General features: G+C 33.4%; 20 protein-coding genes and 1 riboswitch. Of the genes, 14 read left to right on the top strand and 6 right to left on the bottom strand.

The window, feature by feature from the left end; all coding sequences use genetic code 11:
* Nucleotides 1–189: 189 nt before the first annotated feature.
* Nucleotides 190–1026 carry an aldo/keto reductase gene (locus G8Y84_RS01775; protein ID WP_103158792.1) on the top strand — a complete coding sequence of 279 codons (837 nt, stop codon included), beginning with the start codon at nt 190–192 and terminating at the stop codon, nt 1024–1026.
* 131 nt (nt 1027–1157) lie between these two features.
* Here G8Y84_RS01775 and G8Y84_RS01780 read toward each other — a convergent pair whose 3' ends face one another.
* Genes G8Y84_RS01780 through G8Y84_RS01790 form a run of 3 tightly spaced genes read right to left on the bottom strand, consistent with a single transcriptional unit; the run spans nt 1158 to nt 2214 of the window.
* Nucleotides 1158–1532 carry a fluoride efflux transporter FluC gene (locus G8Y84_RS01780; protein ID WP_037574506.1) on the bottom strand — a complete coding sequence of 125 codons (375 nt, stop codon included), beginning with the start codon at nt 1530–1532 and terminating at the stop codon, nt 1158–1160.
* Nucleotides 1529–1894: a fluoride efflux transporter CrcB gene (gene crcB, locus G8Y84_RS01785; protein WP_105965361.1), complete on the bottom strand. Its 366-nt coding sequence runs from the start codon at nt 1892–1894 to the stop codon at nt 1529–1531. Before crcB ends, G8Y84_RS01780 begins: the two co-directional genes overlap by 4 nt.
* Before the next feature lie 17 nt (nt 1895–1911).
* Nucleotides 1912–2214 (bottom strand): hypothetical protein, encoded by a 303-nt coding sequence (locus G8Y84_RS01790; protein ID WP_037574501.1) that lies wholly within the window; start codon nt 2212–2214, stop codon nt 1912–1914.
* 149 nt (nt 2215–2363) lie between these two features.
* On the opposite strand from G8Y84_RS01790, the gene G8Y84_RS01795 reads away from it, so the two are divergent.
* Nucleotides 2364–3074 (top strand): transaldolase, encoded by a 711-nt coding sequence (locus G8Y84_RS01795; RefSeq protein WP_037574499.1) that lies wholly within the window; start codon nt 2364–2366, stop codon nt 3072–3074.
* Between the two features lie 100 nt (nt 3075–3174).
* The gene (locus tag G8Y84_RS01800) at nt 3175–3627 is read left to right on the top strand and encodes a hypothetical protein (protein ID WP_037574497.1); all 453 of its coding nucleotides are present in this window, start codon (nt 3175–3177) and stop codon (nt 3625–3627) included.
* Here the strand turns inward: G8Y84_RS01800 and G8Y84_RS01805 are convergent.
* Nucleotides 3607–4035 (bottom strand): competence protein ComK, encoded by a 429-nt coding sequence (locus tag G8Y84_RS01805; RefSeq protein ID WP_037574495.1) that lies wholly within the window; start codon nt 4033–4035, stop codon nt 3607–3609. The two genes, G8Y84_RS01800 and G8Y84_RS01805, sit on opposite strands and share 21 nt — an antisense overlap.
* Nucleotides 4036–4052: 17 nt before the next feature.
* Nucleotides 4053–4520 carry a sigma-70 family RNA polymerase sigma factor gene (locus tag G8Y84_RS01810; protein ID WP_103158790.1) on the bottom strand — a complete coding sequence of 156 codons (468 nt, stop codon included), beginning with the start codon at nt 4518–4520 and terminating at the stop codon, nt 4053–4055.
* Between the two features lie 195 nt (nt 4521–4715).
* Here G8Y84_RS01810 and G8Y84_RS01815 point away from each other — a divergent pair, with 195 nt between their 5' ends.
* The 7 genes from G8Y84_RS01815 to ribH all read left to right on the top strand — a co-directional run bounded on the left by G8Y84_RS01815 (nt 4716) and on the right by ribH (nt 11870).
* Nucleotides 4716–4940 (top strand): hypothetical protein, encoded by a 225-nt coding sequence (locus G8Y84_RS01815; protein WP_037574491.1) that lies wholly within the window; start codon nt 4716–4718, stop codon nt 4938–4940.
* Between the two features lie 162 nt (nt 4941–5102).
* Nucleotides 5103–5969: a peptidoglycan release complex glucosaminidase SagB gene (gene sagB, locus G8Y84_RS01820; RefSeq protein WP_037574490.1), complete on the top strand. Its 867-nt coding sequence runs from the start codon at nt 5103–5105 to the stop codon at nt 5967–5969.
* Between the two features lie 531 nt (nt 5970–6500).
* Nucleotides 6501–8129 carry an FAD/NAD(P)-binding protein gene (locus G8Y84_RS01825; RefSeq protein WP_165806078.1) on the top strand — a complete coding sequence of 543 codons (1629 nt, stop codon included), beginning with the start codon at nt 6501–6503 and terminating at the stop codon, nt 8127–8129.
* 114 nt (nt 8130–8243) lie between these two features.
* Nucleotides 8244–8373, top strand: a riboswitch (FMN riboswitch).
* 145 nt (nt 8374–8518) lie between these two features.
* Entirely contained in the window at nt 8519–9565 is a 1047-nt protein-coding gene (gene ribD / locus G8Y84_RS01830) for a bifunctional diaminohydroxyphosphoribosylaminopyrimidine deaminase/5-amino-6-(5-phosphoribosylamino)uracil reductase RibD (RefSeq protein WP_107366670.1), read from the top strand.
* 4 nt (nt 9566–9569) lie between these two features.
* The gene (locus G8Y84_RS01835; protein WP_037574483.1) at nt 9570–10199 is read left to right on the top strand and encodes a riboflavin synthase; all 630 of its coding nucleotides are present in this window, start codon (nt 9570–9572) and stop codon (nt 10197–10199) included.
* A gap of 13 nt (nt 10200–10212) precedes the next feature.
* Nucleotides 10213–11394, top strand: coding sequence for a 3,4-dihydroxy-2-butanone-4-phosphate synthase (ribB, locus tag G8Y84_RS01840; RefSeq protein WP_105965366.1), 1182 nt, complete (start codon nt 10213–10215; stop codon nt 11392–11394).
* A 17-nt stretch (nt 11395–11411) separates the two neighbouring features.
* The gene (gene ribH / locus G8Y84_RS01845) at nt 11412–11870 is read left to right on the top strand and encodes a 6,7-dimethyl-8-ribityllumazine synthase (protein ID WP_105965367.1); all 459 of its coding nucleotides are present in this window, start codon (nt 11412–11414) and stop codon (nt 11868–11870) included.
* Nucleotides 11871–12079: 209 nt separating this feature from the next.
* Here ribH and G8Y84_RS01850 read toward each other — a convergent pair whose 3' ends face one another.
* Nucleotides 12080–13126 carry a proline dehydrogenase family protein gene (locus G8Y84_RS01850; protein ID WP_084276030.1) on the bottom strand — a complete coding sequence of 349 codons (1047 nt, stop codon included), beginning with the start codon at nt 13124–13126 and terminating at the stop codon, nt 12080–12082.
* Between the two features lie 527 nt (nt 13127–13653).
* Between G8Y84_RS01850 and G8Y84_RS01855 the strand changes: the two genes are divergently transcribed.
* The 4 genes from G8Y84_RS01855 to G8Y84_RS01870 all read left to right on the top strand — a co-directional run bounded on the left by G8Y84_RS01855 (nt 13654) and on the right by G8Y84_RS01870 (nt 16637).
* Entirely contained in the window at nt 13654–13986 is a 333-nt protein-coding gene (locus G8Y84_RS01855) for a hypothetical protein (protein ID WP_037574475.1), read from the top strand.
* 197 nt (nt 13987–14183) lie between these two features.
* Complete coding sequence (locus tag G8Y84_RS01860) at nt 14184–15005, top strand: alpha/beta fold hydrolase (RefSeq protein ID WP_037574472.1); 822 nt, start codon at nt 14184–14186, stop codon at nt 15003–15005.
* A 120-nt stretch (nt 15006–15125) separates the two neighbouring features.
* Nucleotides 15126–16082, top strand: coding sequence for an L-lactate dehydrogenase (locus G8Y84_RS01865; protein WP_103158785.1), 957 nt, complete (start codon nt 15126–15128; stop codon nt 16080–16082).
* A gap of 144 nt (nt 16083–16226) precedes the next feature.
* Nucleotides 16227–16637 (top strand): transcriptional regulator, SarA/Rot family, encoded by a 411-nt coding sequence (locus G8Y84_RS01870; protein WP_037574466.1) that lies wholly within the window; start codon nt 16227–16229, stop codon nt 16635–16637.
* Nucleotides 16638–16726 lie beyond the last annotated feature (89 nt).

Genomic DNA, 16726 nt, shown 5'->3' on the forward strand with positions numbered 1-16726 from the left:
TTGATTTTGGAGCATGTAAGTAAACATGTCATCATTTATTCATTCGGTTTCATTAATGTAACGAGCGAAAGGAGAAGATGTTAATCATTGTGTTTTTATATGGATAATTTGTAGCGTAAAAACATATTATTTTACGATGAAGATTCCACTCGGGTATGATTAAAGTGAACAAGAAAGGATGAGTGCGATATGCAATACGTTAAATTTTATAATGATCATCAAATGCCTCAAGTAGGTCTAGGTGTTTTTAGAGTGAAAAATGATGATACAGCAAAAGAAGCGGTCAAACATGCTATTTTAAATGGTTATAGAAGCATTGATACGGCAATGATTTATGAAAATGAAGAAAAAGTTGGTGAAGGTATTAGAGAAGCTTTAGAAGCCTCTCAACTTAAAAGAGAAGATTTATTTATAACATCTAAGTTATGGATGAGTGATTATGGACGAGAAAATGTGGCAGAAGCTTATGAAACATCTCTGAAAAAACTTGGACTTGACTACTTAGATTTATATTTAGTACATTGGCCAGGCCAAGATGAAGATGTGATGATTGACACTTGGAAAGGTATGGAGGCATTATATAAAGAAGGAAAAGTTAAAAACGTAGGTGTTAGCAATTTTAATATTGAGCATTTAGAACGATTACTTGCTGAGACTTCAATCAAACCTGTTATTAACCAAGTGGAGTTTCATCCATATTTAACACAAACAAAACTAAGAGCGTATCTCGAAGCGCAACACATTAAAATGGAATCCTGGTCTCCATTAATGAACGCCCAAATTTTAGATGATAACACAGTTCAAGAGGTTGCTAATGAAGTGAAGCGCACACCGGCACAAGTGATTATCCGTTGGAACATTCAACATGGTGTTGTAACCATTCCAAAATCAGTGACGCCAAACCGTATAGATGAAAATTTAAATGTATTTGACTTTGAATTAAGCGAAGCACAAATGACACGCTTAGATCAATTAAATGAAGATCGTCGTATTGGACCTGATCCACTTACATTCAATGGTCAATAAATCTATTTAGAACAAAAAAGTTAAAAAGAATCTCAGCATGTTTTCTATTACGTGAAAAACGCATGTTGAGATTCTTCTTTATAAAATACTATCATAAATTATTTAGACATTATTTCATTAAAATACCTATTTTAATGAAATGAGTCAAATAAAACGAACGAGCACTGATAACCAATAAAAATAGCGATAAAACAACCTAAATATTGTATGACAAATAGCAAAATGAATGATTGCCAATGTCGATGTTGAATCATTTTAATAAGATCTAATTGTAAGGTTGAAAATGTGGTGAATCCTCCTAATATGCCTACAAAAACGAAAAAATATAATGCGTGGTGCTCTGTGAATAAAGGCGTCAAAAAGCCAAACATAAAGCAACCACTTATATTAATGATAAATGTAGATAATGGAAAGGAGTAGCGTCCTTGTGGAGGAATGAGTTCAGTGAGAAAAGCTCTTAAAGTGGCGCCAATGCCCCCGCCAATTAAAATAGCAATGAGTGTCATGATAAATCCGCTCCCAATTTATAACCGAAGCCACAACTAATTAATCCCATGCCACTACTTACTATAAAGTAAAACAAGACTTCGAACCATGCCTCATTTTGAACAAATGAATAGAGTTCAAATTGAAAAGTTGAGAATGTCGTTAAGGCTCCTAAAACCCCGGTTGTAACCGCTTTTTTTAACTGAGGATATCTTTTAAAAAGATGGAGTGCATATGTGCTTATAAGCCCCATAAAAAAAGCTCCGATAATATTGGCGAAAAAAGTGCCAACCGGTAGCTCATACCAAAAGGGGATTAAGGAACAAAAGTAACGCAGCAAAGCACCCAAAGCTCCACCTAAAAAAATAAAAAAGTACTGCATATTTCCACCACTTTCGCTTAGAAAATACCAAATGTAAATAGCGATGTAATGATATGGAAAATAATCACAATTAATAAGAACCAAGGTAGGAGTTTAGAAGCTTTATGTATCCAACTCTTTGATTTAGGCAAATACTTAATAGACTTATCTGCAAAAATAATAGCAAGGATTAAAATGAGCGCATTAACAAAAATGCTAAATATAATGATTTTCACTACGGATTGAAAGTGTAAGTTTAATAAAGGATTCATGGAGTTTAAATATAAGCTAATAAGTGTTAGCAATAAAGCTAAATAAAAGTATTTTTTGGATTTTGACATATGAATGCCTCCTTATCGTTACATATCATATCATATTTTATTTCATTAAAGAAATGGATACTTTTGATAATTTGTAAGCGTAAATATAGCGTTAAGACTATAAAAAATGATATAACTTAAATATCTAATCTTACTTCTAGGAGGGCATTATGAATAATTTAAAAGTGCAAGTATTTGCAGATGGTGCAGATATTAACCAAATGAAACAAGCATATCAAAATAAAGAGGTTGACGGTTTTACAACGAATCCGAGTTTAATGGCTAAAGCAGGTGTCAAAGATTACAAACAATTTGCTAAAGAAGTTGTAGAAGCTATTCCGGATGCTTCAATTTCTTTTGAAGTTTTCGGAGATGATATGGAAACAATGGAAAAAGAAGCTGAAATCATCCAACAATTTGGTGAAAATATTTTTGTGAAAATACCTATTGTAAATACAAAAGGTGAAACAATGTTACCTTTAATTAAAAAGTTGTCTGCAAAAGGTGTGAAATTAAACGTCACAGCTGTTTATACGATCGAACAAGTTAAAGACATTACAGAAGCAGTGACTGAAGGCGTAGAAACTTATGTATCTGTATTTGCAGGGCGTATTGCAGATACTGGTGTAGATCCTTTACCGCTTATGAAAGAGGCAGTAGAAGTCACTCATAGTAAAAAAGGTGTGCAATTGCTATGGGCAAGTTGTCGTGAATTATTCAATGTCGTACAAGCAGACGAAATTGGTGCAGATATTATTACTTGTCCAAGTGATGTCGTTAAAAAAGTACCCAACATCGGCCGTGATATAAATGAACTTTCAGTCGATACAGTTAAAGGATTTTCTAAAGACATTCAAAGTTCAGGTTTAAGTATTTTATAATCGAGTCAATGTAAACAAAGAAGACTCAAACACTTCGGATTTTTCCGAAGGTTTGAGTCTATTCTTTTATCATATTTCATAACCCATAAGGAGTAATTCAATGATTAAAAGTTCAAGAGAAAAGACAATTACAAAACAACTATGGTATTTAAATAAAAAAGAGAAAACACGTTTGGCTCAAACACTCAGACACTATGATGAAAGCGAGTTTATTCAAAATTACAAAACAAACAATCAATTTGTCGTCTCTTTTTTAAAGCAAAAAGTATTTAATTCCAAAGAAAAATCTCAAATGCATTTATTAGGCGCTTTGATAGGTTTATTCGTTGCCAATGTGATATTATTAGGCTTTTTCATTTTAGGCCTATTATTAACTTTAACTTCAGTAAAGCATCTAATAGATCCTACATCTTCATTGAATGGGGCGTACGTGAGTATAATTATGATTACGAGTATTTTTGCTACACTCCTCACATTATTATTAATGAAACCTGTGAATGCATTTTTTACAAAACGATTAATTGATTATAAATTAAATCGAATGCATAAGTAGCTGACTTAATAGCATACATTCTTTCCATTTTTTAGCACAGAAGGTTATTGGGGCATTGACAGTAATCTGATGATAATTTGAAAAAATTATGTGTGTTTGTCTTCTAAAAGAATGCATTCCAATGACTTGTACCATATTGATATAAATTTGCTCTGTGGAACGTTTGGCATAAAGTGGACAGATGATGAGTTGAGGAGAAACAAAGATTGGAATATATTGTCCAATATGGAGCAATTCACTGGAGAGTGCAATTTGTGTGGATAAATGTTTGTGGTGTTCTTTAAGTAACACTTGGATAAAACGTTGAAGGCTAAGCGTTGAATATATAGAAAAAGTGGTATATTGTACCTTTAAAGCATACGTTAAAGACTCAGCAGTTTTAAAATATAATAAAGTGTGATTGTTCAATGAGTACATCTTCCTTTCTATGGACGGGGGCTCATGTTGCTTTTTAAGATGTCATAAGTTTGCCGTTGATAATTTTTGATTGTGCTTAAAGCACAACACATCTTCTCACATATTTCTTTTTGCGTGTAGCCTTGAAGATGGTAAACGAGCCATTGACGTTGTTTGGATGTCAGTTGATTAAATATGAAATAAAGTTCTAGTGATAAGAATGATGTTTTCGGAGCTATTTGAGTAGCGAGGGAAGCTTCTGATAAAATGGTGATCATCTGTTGTTTTCTAAAAAGATCTAAAAGATAAAAGTGAAGTTTAGTGCGGAGATAAGCATGGAAATTTTTCGAACGTCTGTAATCATATTGATGTTGGAGTTCCCATAAACGAATCATCAACATTTGAAAATACTCATCATAATTATACCGAATATAGTATTTTTTGAGAAGATAGTGTATATACTTTTCATATTTCATATATAAATCTTCGTAATTCATAATTTTCCTCCTAATGTAAAATTGACCGGTCGAATCTTTTGTATCAGTTTTTATTAATTGAGGCACATGGATTTTTATGATATTTTTAGATTGAATTCAACGTAACAACGACATAAAGGTTTGTGTTTTAGAAAAATTTAGTCCTTAATGTAGAATTTCGACGTTTTTTACATAGAATGGGAAATGGAGGAACATATGGATTACGAACATTTAAACTTAGAACATTTTTTCGCACGTCATGATGATTTAGACATTATCCGTGATCGATCTGAGTTTGTCATGATTAATAATATGACGAAAGAAATGATGTATCGTGAAGGCGCTACAGAGGGAACAATAGACTTAACACAATATTATTATAAAAATCGTTCTCAAGCTGTAAGCTTTATTATGATGGATTATTCTCGCCCTAAACAGTAATGAATTTCTTTACATATTCATTACTTTTTTTTTATGAATTCATGACAAGGTATAACTTCAATTGTTTTCGGGTCATATTGGTGGTAAAATTTGTATTCAAGCGTGAATGTTTAATAGAAACTTCTTTTTTCTATTGAAACAACATTTTGAAGAGGTGTGTTTATGAGAAAGCACAAAAAAGGTTCAATAATAACTGTAGTGTTGTTACTAATTGTGACGGCAATTGCAGGATTTTTATTTTTTTCAATGATTAAAGACCAAATCTTTTTCAAATCGGTTAAGCAGGTCGAACGTGTTGAAAAATTGAATGTAACATTAGATCAAGCAGCCAAAAAACAAATAGACAACTATACGAGTCAACAAGTGTCAAATAAAGACCATACAAATTGGCGTGATGCCTCTCCGACTGAAATTCGTCAGGCGATGGATAGTTCAGGATTTATGGATGACAAAAAACAAAAATATCAATTTTTAGATTTATCACAATATCAAGGCATTGATGAAAATCGTATTAAACGTATGTTAATCAATCATCCTACATTGCTTAACCATACTGAGGATTTCTTAAATGCAGCAAAAGCAAAACATGTGAATGAGGTTTATTTAATTTCTCATGCGCTATTAGAAACTGGTTCAGTAGCCTCTGAACTTTCTAAAGGTGTCGAAATCGATGGTAAAAAATATTACAACTTTTATGGTGTCGGTGCTTTAGATGAAGACCCGATTAAGACTGGCGCAGAATATGCGAAGAAAAAAGGTTGGGATACGCCACAAAAAGCCATTTACGGTGGTGCCGAATTTATTCATGATCATTATTTAAAAAACCCTGAACAAAATACACTTTATAGTATGAGATGGAATCCTAAAAATCCTGGAGAACATCAATATGCAACAGATATTAATTGGGCAAAAAGTAATGCGACAATCATGGCTGACTTTTACAAAGATATGAAGACAGAAGGAAAATATTTTAATTGGTACGTTTATAAAGACGATAAAAAACATCAAGATGGTAAAAACCACGAATAACTTAAAAGTCGACTTTCATTTTATTATTGAAAGTTGGCTTTTTTAGGTTTATTTTGCGTTATTCTTTCGGCCTAAATAAAAGAACAAAATGACTGTTGTGATTAATAATTTGAAAATACGTTTTAACATTTCACTAACTCCTTTATTTCACGCTATTCAAGTTTTAATTCGTTTAAAAATATTAAAATGTACTAATGATAGTGATGCTTCACCTAATGGTATAATAATCTTTAAGAACAGAATATGAATTTGCTTTAGGTACAAATATGGGTTGAGTAGGTACTACTTCATTGTAGCTCATAATTATGAAAAAGTGTTAATTTGATTTTATGAGAAGTGCAACAAGCCCATCATACCATTAAAATCAAAGTTAATTATAAGCCCGAAGTATTAGCGATTTCATCCTCAACATGTAAAAAAACGCACGCATATTTGAATTTAAATATGCGTGATGAGGCTTTGAAAAGAGATTAATTATCCTAGGTAAAATAGGGTAAAATTAAATGATAATTGGAGAAAGGGTGATGAAGTATGAAGGTGGCGATTATTGGAATGGGAACAGCTGGTGTGAGTGTTCTCCGCCATTTAGTGAAATTTAAGCAGTTTAAACAATTAGAAGTGGATGTCTATGATAACGAAGTAAATATGGGACAAGGTAAACCATTTCAAGATGACAGTGAAGATTTGTTAACAAATGTACCTGCAGATATGATTTCTTTAAATCAAGACAATTTAAATGAATTTAAAGAATGGTATCAATCTCAAAATAAATTTGATTATGGTGATGCAACTTATTTACCACGTTTTGTGTTTGGTCATTATATGAAAGGGCAACTTGAAACGTTTTATAATACATTTGAAAATATCAATGTAATAACGCAAGAAGTCACGCATATGTATATTGAGGAAGCGCGTAATAAAATATTACCTCAATCCATTAATCTATGTACTGGAGACGATGTTTCTAGTTGTAAAAAATATGATTATGTATTTTTAACAATAGGGACAATGAGTTACAACGATCCTTATCAACTTAAAGGGACGCCAAATTATATTCAATCTCCTTATCCAGCGAATCGAACGTTAGATAATGTAAATGATGAAGACGAGATTGCAATTATTGGTAGTGGTTTAGCAAGTTTGGATGTCATACGTTATGCAGTGAGTCACCATCAGAAGAAACCGATTATTGTCGCAGGACGAAGTGGCAAATTACCGAGTGTTCGGGGCGAAATGATTGATATTACTTTAAAACATGTCACACCTGAAAACTTTGATTATCTGAAACGTCAAAATATGGGTGTTGTGCCATTAGAAGAGGCGATTGAATTATTTAAAAAAGAATGTGAAGACTATAGCATCCCATTACAAAAACTGCTTAAACGTCGAAAATATGACGCCGTGAGAGACTTAAACTATGACTTAAATCATCCTGAAGACGTTGGGGCATTACAAAGTCTATTAGAAACGATAAAAGAAAATATGGACTGGATTTGGAATAGTTTTAGCCGTGAAGATCAAGAGCGCTTTATGCATAAATATCAAAGATATATCGTGGAAAACTCCAATCCAATGCCGCAGGAAACAGCACGTTTGGTCATTAGAGAAATTAAATTAGGACATTTACAAGTGCTCTCAGGTTTAGAAAATCTTCGTCATTATTATGGTAAATTTAGACTTGGATTTAAAAATAGTGAAGAGGAAATCAAAGTGGATGTGGTGATTAATGCAACAGGGTCTAAAAAACATTTAGCGCAATTAGACGAAGATGACAAACTACTTTTAGATATTGCCGATCGTCAAATTGTTCAAGCCCATCCAATGGGGGGGATTCAAATCGTTCCAACCTCCAATGAAGTGGTTAGCCCATTATACGGGACATTAAAAAATATGAGAGCCATCGGTCAAATGACCAATGGTGTCAATTATCATCGTAATGGGGTTCCAGCGATTGTACAACAAGCCGTGCGTTCGGTTGAAAACTTGTATGAAACATTAGATGAACTGCAAACCTTAGAAAAAGAAAATATTAAAGCAGATAAAAAGAAAAAAGACGCTAAGGATAAGAAAGACTCTAAAAATGACAAGAAAGAAAAGAAACATAAAAAAGACAAAAAGAAAAAAGAGAAGAAAAAGAAAAATAAGAAAAATAAAAAGTAATATCACTCTGTTTGCGTGTCAATTCGTTGTCAAAAATGAACAGGTAAGCTAATATAGACTCAAGTACTTAATTAAGTGCTTGAGTATCTTTTTATCTCAATACAATTTCATAAGCTATTCTTTCGGGGCTGGGTGAAATTCCCAACCGGCAGTAAATAAAGCCTGCGACCCGTAGTTATTAACTATGGCTGATCTAGTGAGATTCTAGAGCCGACAGTGAAAGTCTGGATGGGAGGAAGAATAATCGTCACAAGCATAAAATTTAAACGGTTTTATGTTTATTTTCTGATGAATTTTTAAATAGACGTCAGTTTCTTAAAGTTGTCTATTTTTAAAATATTAACTTCCACTCGAATCGACAATCGGGTGGTTTTTTTTGAGGTGAAAGATTGCTGAATTATTTAGATAAAGCCATTACTTTAGCTGAGTTAGTCGAAGGACAAACGGGTTTAAACCCCTCTGTGGGTGCCGTTATTGTGAAGGATGGCAGAATTATAGGAATGGGTGCACATCTTAAACAAGGAGAACGCCATGCCGAAATTCAAGCGATTGATATGGCGGGTTCTAAAAATGTTGAAGGTGCCACAATGTATGTTTCGTTAGAACCTTGTTCGCATTTTGGAAAAACTCCACCTTGTGCTAAACGTATAATTGAAACAAAAATAGCCCATGTGGTGTATGCTGCTCGTGACATAACGCTTCCAGCAACAGGTCATCAAATGATGGAAGAGGCAGGTGTTAGGGTAGACTATCGCCCACATCCGAGAGCAATGGCACTGTATCAAGACTTTTTTAAAAGTAAACAAAATGGATTTCCAACCGTCACTGTTAAAGTAAGTGCAAGTATGGACGGGAAACAAGCAACAGATGATGATGAAAGTCAATGGATTACAAATCCTTCTGTTAAAGAAGAAGTATTTCAATTGAGACATCAACATGATGCCATTATCACGGGAACAGGGACGCTGCATAAAGACAATCCTAGCTTAACGGTCAGAAAAGAAAATGGGCATCATCCTACAAGAGTCGTTTTGTCTAAAAAAGGAAAGATACAGTGGGACTTACAAATGTTTCAAGACCAAGAAAGTCCGATAATGATTTATACAGAAAACAAAGAGCTCCAAACATCGTTACCAAATGTAAAAATCATTTGTTTAGAAGAATGTCACGTGGAGACGATTTTAAAAGATTTATATCAAAAAGGATTTGGACGTGTTCTTGTCGAAGCAGGTCCAAAGGTTACCTCTCAATTTTTATCATCTAATATGATAACGCATTTTATTTTATATTTAGCCCCGAAAATCATTGGTGGAAAAGGTTTAAATCAATTTTATCAAACTGAAGAAATTCTAGACTTAGACCATGTACACCAATTTGAAATTGTTGAGACCTCATTAATAGATACTAATGTGAAAATACACATGAAAAGGAAGTGACATGATGTTCACTGGTATCGTTGAAGAAGTCGGAACAATTCAATCTATCCGCAAACAATCTCCTACAACCCAAATCACGATTTCGTGTTCTAAAATTTTAGAAGATATGTCAAGAGGAGACTCTATTAGTGTAAACGGAACATGTTTAACAGTGACCTCATTTAACGAAAATAGCTTTAAAGTAGATGTTATTTTAGGTACAGAAAATAAAACATATTTAGGACAACTTCAAGTAGGTGATCGTGTTAACCTTGAACGTGCATTGCTCGCTACAGGCAGATTAGGTGGTCATTTTGTACAAGGGCATGTCGATGGCAAGGGGACGATTACAAATGTACGTCAATCGCCTAATGAATGGATTTATACCATCGAAGCGTCTAAAGATTTGTTAGCTCAAATGATTCCTCAAGGTTCGATTGCAGTGGATGGTATTAGTTTGACAGTTTTTGACAAATCTAATACGTCCTTTGAGATTCATTTAATTCCTGAAACACGAGAAGCTACATCACTTTCTTTAAAATCTAAAGGAGATGCTGTGCATCTTGAAACAGATATGTTATTTAAATATGTTCAAGCTTTAAATCACAACAAACAGGAACTTAAATTAGACGATTTACTAAAAGCAGGTTTTTAATGGAGGTATAAGGATGGAATTCGATTCAATTGAAAGTGCCCTAAATGCACTAAAAGCAGGCGACCCTATTGTCGTTTTAGATGATGAAAATCGTGAGAATGAAGGCGATCTTATTGCTATCACTGAATGGATGAAAGATGACACGATTAATTTTATGGCTAAATATGGACGCGGACTAATTTGTGCACCTATATCAAAATCTATTGCAGTTCAAGCAGGATTATCTCCGATGGTTGCTATGAATACTGATCCACATGGGACAGCGTTTACAACAAGTATCGACCATGTCTCTACAAGTACTGGTATAAGTGCATATGAGCGTACTCAAACAATTCGTGCGCTCATCCAAGAAAATATGAATACACAGTCATTTAACCGTCCAGGGCACGTGTTCCCTCTCATCGCACAAGAAAACGGTGTATTAGCGCGTCGAGGTCATACAGAAGCTGCGATTGATTTAGCAATGTTAACTGGAGCAAAGCTAGCGGGTGTCATTTGTGAAATTATGAATGAAGACGGTACGATGGCTCGTGGAGAGGATTTACAAGCTTTTAAAGAAAAACATCAATTAAAAATGATTACAATAGAAGCACTTGTTTCTTACATTAAAGTCCACCGCAAATTAATTAAACAAGAAGCAAAAGTTAAGTTACCTACCCGTTACGGTTCATTTGATATGATTGGCTTTACCTCAGAGTTTGATGGACAAGAACATCTCGCAATTATTAAAGGGGATATTCATCCTGAAATGAATGTACGTATCCACTCAGCTTGTGCAACAGGGGATATTTTTCATAGTGAACGTTGTGATTGTGGCGAGCAACTGGAAAAAGCCATGGCGTACATTCAAAAAAATGGAGGTATCATTCTATATCTTCCTCAAGAGGGCAGAGGAATTGGTTTAATGAATAAGTTGAAAGCTTATGAATTAATCGAGAAAGGCTATAATACAATCACTGCCAATGAAGCTTTAGGCTTTGAACCAGATTTGCGTGATTATGATATTGCGGCGCAAATCTTAAAACATCTTGGCGTTTCTTCTGTACATTTATTAAGCAATAACCCAGATAAATTTCAAGGTTTAAAGAAATACGATATCGATATTAAAGGAAGAATACCTTTAATTACAAACGAAAACGAAAATAATCATGACTACTTAGAAGTTAAAAAAACACAAATGGGACATCTCATTTAATTTAGGAGGCTATTAATATGAAATTTGAAGGACAATTAATTGGAGAAGGTTTAAAAATAGGAATCGTTGTAAGTCGCTTTAATGATTTTATTACAGGACGTTTAGTCGATGGAGCATTTGATGCGCTAACACGTCATCAAGTCAAAGAAGAGGATATCGATATTGCGTATGTACCGGGTGCCTTTGAGCTTCCATTAGTTGCGAAAAAAATGGCGCAAACAGGAAACTATGATGCTGTGATTACATTAGGATGTGTCATTCGTGGTGCAACATCACATTACGATTATGTGTGTAATGAAGCGGCTAAAGGGATCGCAAAAGCGAGTGAAGACACAGGTGTACCTGTGATATTCGGTGTATTGACGACTGAAAATATTGAACAAGCTATTGAACGCGCCGGAACGAAAGCAGGTAACAAAGGGGCAGAAGTGGCTGTTGGCGCTATTGAAATGGCAAATTTACTTAAAAAGTTCTAATGATTCAGTGAGGGAGAAAAATAGGGGGAATATTTAATATGCATACTCTCCTACAAATTTCTTTAATTTCATTCGGAAATCATACAACAAGACAAAAAACTGGCTGAGACTTAAAATCCACCAATACTTGAAAAGCCATCAAAACTTACCATTAGGTAAATTTTGATGGCTATTTTAATACCATATAAATCTATTTATGTTTCAACGGTTTATAATCTTTTTACACAGCGTTTGTTTTTCATCTCTTTTTCTGAAGAACAAGGTTTTTGATGATGACATTTTTTCTTTTTCAATCCTAAAAGCGTCGATAGAACTGCGATTCCACCAATAATAGCTAAAGCTTGAGGTTTTACGAACTCCTTAAATGCTAATGTTAAATTTTGCGGTCTTTCGGCTAAACGACGCATAAAGTAACCAAACCAATCATCACCATAAGGCACATAAATCGTAAAGTTATAACCTTCTTTTGCAATTTGTTCTGCTAACTCTGTACGGAATCCATATAGCATTTGAAATTCAAATTGAGATTTATCAATCTGATTATCTTTTACGAATTGTTTAACATGATTAATAATATGATGATCATGTGTGGCAATTGAAGTGAAGTTTTTCGCATTTAATAAACGTTTTTCGATAAGTCTTATGTAATTCTGATCAATTTCTTCTTTTGTTTGGTAAGCAATATGTGCCGACTCCTTGTATGCACCTTTAACGAGGCGGAGACGTAATTCTGGATATTTATCAATGAGAACATCAGCTTTAAATAAATAAGCTTGAATAACTGTACCTACATTGGTGAACTCACTTTTCAATCGATCAAGTGTTTGAGTGACGTCAAACAGACTATCATATTTTTCTGTGTCAAAATTGATATGCATATTATCATAAGTTTTAGCTGTGTTGACGATTTCGTGAACATTTTCAAATGCCAATGCACGATCAAATTCTATACCGAGTTGACTTAATTTAATCGACATATGCGCATTGAGATGATTGTCATGTAACACTTTCATCACTTTTAAAATCTCATCTTTTGCATCTATCGCTTCTTGTCGGTTATGGACAAATTCCCCTAGAATGTCAACTGTACCGGCGATATTTTTATCATTTAAGCGCTTTATCGTTTTGACAATGTCTGGTAATTGATTGCCTGCAACTACTTTGTTTGCACCTAATGAGGGACCTACTTTTTTTGCGGCATTGTTCAAAAAGGTATTATTGGATAAAGCAATGAAAAAATTCTTAACAAAACTCATTTCTATTCCTCCCATATCTCTGTCATACTAATAGTGATAGTGTATCACGATTATCGCTAGGAGGAAAACGGTTTCATAAAAGTTTTTTGATTTTTATAAAAATATAGTGAAAAGGTTCGAATAATCTTAAATAAAATCTTCAATCTGTGCTTTGAGTTAGAATGTGAACAGTTTCTTATCAATGAGATGAAGTTGTAGACGTTGAGTACGAAAGTTGGATGGTCGCATCGATAGGTTCTTGCATCAATGCAGTATACACTGGAAAATTAAATATCAAGAAGAAACTAATGAGACACTTTAAAATGAATTTCATACGCGACTCCTTCACGAATATGACTTAAAATTAACATAGCATAGGGTTATAAAGTTCATAATAAGATGATGTAAATAAACGTTAAAGAAATCGTGTAGGTTATTAATGTTAACTTAGTGTAAAAATGAGAGGGAAAACTTTACGGTAAATTTAAAATCAGAGTGAGCGAACCGTGATAAAATAATAGTAAGCATATTAAAGGGAGACATGTTAAATGTTTAAAGATTTGGTCTATTATACCTTAGGAACTGAACTTGATACGTTTGTTCAATATTTTGTATTCGAACTTATTTTGCTCGTACTTATCGGTCTCGCGATTGTTTTAATTACAAAAAAACTTTGGCTTGCATTCGTCGTTATTCTTGCGTTAAATATTATTGATGCAGGTATTATTGCGAATTTTAATGCTTCGCAAGGGGAAGGAACATTAATAGGTCAGTTTTTCTTAATGTTAGTTGCGAAGTTTTTCCCAACTTTCTATGAAATTTTGTTAGTTCTATTAATTTCACGACTACCGATTATTAGAAAAAAATTCAACATTGCGTAATGATATTGAATGAATTGCGAAAACCTATCCTTCAAAAATAGATTAAGTTGAGCTGGGACAATAAACTGTCTCAGCTTTTTATGTTTTAAACAAATAGAGAGTGAAATTGCGTTTAACGATTGATATATGTTAGCGCATTTGAGGGATAATTGTTAAGATAAAATAAAGTATTAAAGCAATAGGAAGGAATTGGCAATATGTGGAAATGGGAAACTGAAAATGAAGCAAAAGGTGTTATCGTTATTATACATAATATGCTTGAGCATACTGGACGTTATGCATATGTAATTACACATTTGAGAAGAAATGGATATCATGTGATTATGGGTGACTTACCTGGTCAAGGTCAAAGCTCTCGTACAAAAAAGGGGCAAATTGATAATTTTGAAGTTTATCAAGAACGTGTATTAGAATGGGTGCAAATTGCAGAAGAATATCATTTACCCACTTTTGTTATTGGTGTAGGATTGGGTGGTTTAATCGCTGTTAATCTTCTTGAAAAAGTTGATTTACCGATTGAGGGATTGGTTCTCTTGTCTCCATTATTTGCGTTCCACAATTCAAAGCAAACACGTAAACTGTTTTTGACTTCTCACGTAGGGGATGTTTCTAAAAGTGCAAAATTTGATTTAGGTTTTGATATAGAAGATTTAACTTCAAATCCAGAAGTTCAAGAAGAGACGCAAAACGATTCTTTGATGTTAAAGAAAGTGAGTTATCATTGGTATAAAGAAGTGGCTCATGCAATGAAAAAAACTGGAGAACATTTGAATCAAATGCGTTCGTACCCATTATGTGTCATGTATGGTACTGAAGATAATATTTCAGACATTGAAATGACGCAACAATTTATTTCTCAAACTTTAAGTGAAGAATTGTATTTTAAATCTTGGAGCGGTTTGGCACATGAAATTCAAAATGAACCTGAAAGAGAAGCGGTTATGCGCTACGTATTAAGCTTTTTAAACAACCGCGTATATGCAGCAGGTTTTGTTGTCAATGATCAAGAAACAATTTAAGTAAAAGTTATTCTACTCATAATAAAATGTTGCAGACATCGCGAAATCATGGTAAATTAATAATGTGAAAAAAATCACAATAACATTATTTAATGAACTGATTGATAGGAGCGTGTCAGTATGGGAAAGAAAAGTAATAAAGTGGTATTAGTAGGTAATGGCGCTGTAGGTGCAAGCTATGCATTTACAATGGTGAGTCAAGGTATTGCTGATGAATTGCTTATCATTGACATTAACGAAGATAAAGTACGTGGAGATGTACTAGATTTAAACCATGGGGCACCTTATGCAATGTCTCCTGTAAAAGTTAAGCAAGGTAAATACGAAGATTGTGGCGACGCAGATTTAATTGTCATTTGTGCAGGAGCCCCTCAAAAAGTCGGAGAAACTCGTCTTGACTTAGTAGAAAAAAATGCAAAAATTTATAAAGGCATCATTACATCAATCATGGACAGCGGTTTTGATGGTATTTTCTTAATTGCTGCAAACCCAGTTGATATTTTAACTTACATAACATTAAAATATTCAGGTCTGCCTAAACATAAAGTCATTGGTTCAGGTACTATTTTAGATACTGCACGTTTCAAACATTTGTTAAGTGAAGCTTTCGATGTTGCACCTTCAAGTGTACATGCAAATATTATAGGTGAACATGGCGATTCAGAAGTTCCTGTATGGTCAAGCGCAACGATTGCAGGTGTGCCATTATATGAAGAGTTAAAAAACGATCCAGAAAAATCTCACTTGATTGAAGATATTTACGTTCAAACACGTGATGCGGCATATGACATCATTAAAGCAAAAGGTGCCACTTATTATGGTGTTGCTATGGGCTTAATGCGTATTTCTAAAGCGATTTTACGTAACCAAAATGTTGTTTTAACCGTTTCAAGTTATTTAGAAGGTGAATACGGACATGAAGGCGTATATACTGGTGTGCCAACTGTCATTAATGGCGAAGGTGCAGTACGTATTATTGAAACGCCATTAAATGATGAAGAAACTGAGAAATTTGCAAAATCTGTTAAAGTTTTAAAAGATATGCAAGCTTCTATTGACTACTTATTTGAATCATAAAATTCAAAAGTACAAATTTTATATTGATTATATATATTTGTTTTTGACGAAATTAATATGATTAAGTTTTTTTGAGTAGGGTAAACATACCATAATAAACCAAATAGTATGGTAAAAGTTTAAACTATAATAGGAGGCTTAATCATGGCGAGTCAATCAAAATATGATGTCAGTGACATTGTACTATTAGATAATTTGCAAAAAGAAGTCGAGTATATTTTTGACGAAATTGAAAATCAGTACGGTTTGTCAAAAGAGGAATTTTTAATTCTTTTAACGTTATGGGATAAGGGTTCAATGACGTTAAAAGAGATGGATGAGTATGTAAAAGTCAAAGCGTATAAAAGAACGAGAACTTTTAATAACCTCGTTGAAAAGAAATGGATCACTAAAGAACGACCTACAGATGACGAACGTACGGTGATTATTCATTTTAACGAAGACAAAGAGCAAGACAAACAAGACTTAATCAATTTCACATGTGAACAAATCGAAAAACATCAAGATAATTTAAGACATCAACTTAAATCTATTATTGATGGTTGTGAATTATAAAATAAGTCTGCAATATACAAACATGTAAATTATTACTGATTGATATTTCTCTCTTATTTTTAAACTTAAATAATTTGGTGTATGTAAAA

The organism is Staphylococcus sp. 11511212 (assembly GCF_011394755.1).
GTDB lineage: Bacteria > Bacillota > Bacilli > Staphylococcales > Staphylococcaceae > Staphylococcus > Staphylococcus chromogenes.

Bases quoted from the DNA above. Each gene is read 5' to 3' on its own strand.
- G8Y84_RS01775 (WP_103158792.1), top strand. From the start codon at position 190: ATGCAATACGTTAAATTTTATAATGATCATCAAATGCCTCAAGTAGGT.
- G8Y84_RS01780 (WP_037574506.1), bottom strand. From the start codon at position 1,532: ATGACACTCATTGCTATTTTAATTGGCGGGGGCATTGGCGCCACTTTA.
- crcB (WP_105965361.1), bottom strand. From the start codon at position 1,894: ATGCAGTACTTTTTTATTTTTTTAGGTGGAGCTTTGGGTGCTTTGCTG.
- G8Y84_RS01790 (WP_037574501.1), bottom strand. From the start codon at position 2,214: ATGTCAAAATCCAAAAAATACTTTTATTTAGCTTTATTGCTAACACTT.
- G8Y84_RS01795 (WP_037574499.1), top strand. From the start codon at position 2,364: ATGAATAATTTAAAAGTGCAAGTATTTGCAGATGGTGCAGATATTAAC.
- G8Y84_RS01800 (WP_037574497.1), top strand. From the start codon at position 3,175: ATGATTAAAAGTTCAAGAGAAAAGACAATTACAAAACAACTATGGTAT.
- G8Y84_RS01810 (WP_103158790.1), bottom strand. From the start codon at position 4,520: ATGAATTACGAAGATTTATATATGAAATATGAAAAGTATATACACTAT.
- G8Y84_RS01815 (WP_037574491.1), top strand. From the start codon at position 4,716: ATGGATTACGAACATTTAAACTTAGAACATTTTTTCGCACGTCATGAT.
- sagB (WP_037574490.1), top strand. From the start codon at position 5,103: ATGAGAAAGCACAAAAAAGGTTCAATAATAACTGTAGTGTTGTTACTA.
- G8Y84_RS01825 (WP_165806078.1), top strand. From the start codon at position 6,501: ATGAAGGTGGCGATTATTGGAATGGGAACAGCTGGTGTGAGTGTTCTC.
- G8Y84_RS01835 (WP_037574483.1), top strand. From the start codon at position 9,570: ATGTTCACTGGTATCGTTGAAGAAGTCGGAACAATTCAATCTATCCGC.
- ribB (WP_105965366.1), top strand. From the start codon at position 10,213: ATGGAATTCGATTCAATTGAAAGTGCCCTAAATGCACTAAAAGCAGGC.
- ribH (WP_105965367.1), top strand. From the start codon at position 11,412: ATGAAATTTGAAGGACAATTAATTGGAGAAGGTTTAAAAATAGGAATC.
- G8Y84_RS01850 (WP_084276030.1), bottom strand. From the start codon at position 13,126: ATGAGTTTTGTTAAGAATTTTTTCATTGCTTTATCCAATAATACCTTT.
- G8Y84_RS01855 (WP_037574475.1), top strand. From the start codon at position 13,654: ATGTTTAAAGATTTGGTCTATTATACCTTAGGAACTGAACTTGATACG.
- G8Y84_RS01860 (WP_037574472.1), top strand. From the start codon at position 14,184: ATGTGGAAATGGGAAACTGAAAATGAAGCAAAAGGTGTTATCGTTATT.
- G8Y84_RS01865 (WP_103158785.1), top strand. From the start codon at position 15,126: ATGGGAAAGAAAAGTAATAAAGTGGTATTAGTAGGTAATGGCGCTGTA.
- G8Y84_RS01870 (WP_037574466.1), top strand. From the start codon at position 16,227: ATGGCGAGTCAATCAAAATATGATGTCAGTGACATTGTACTATTAGAT.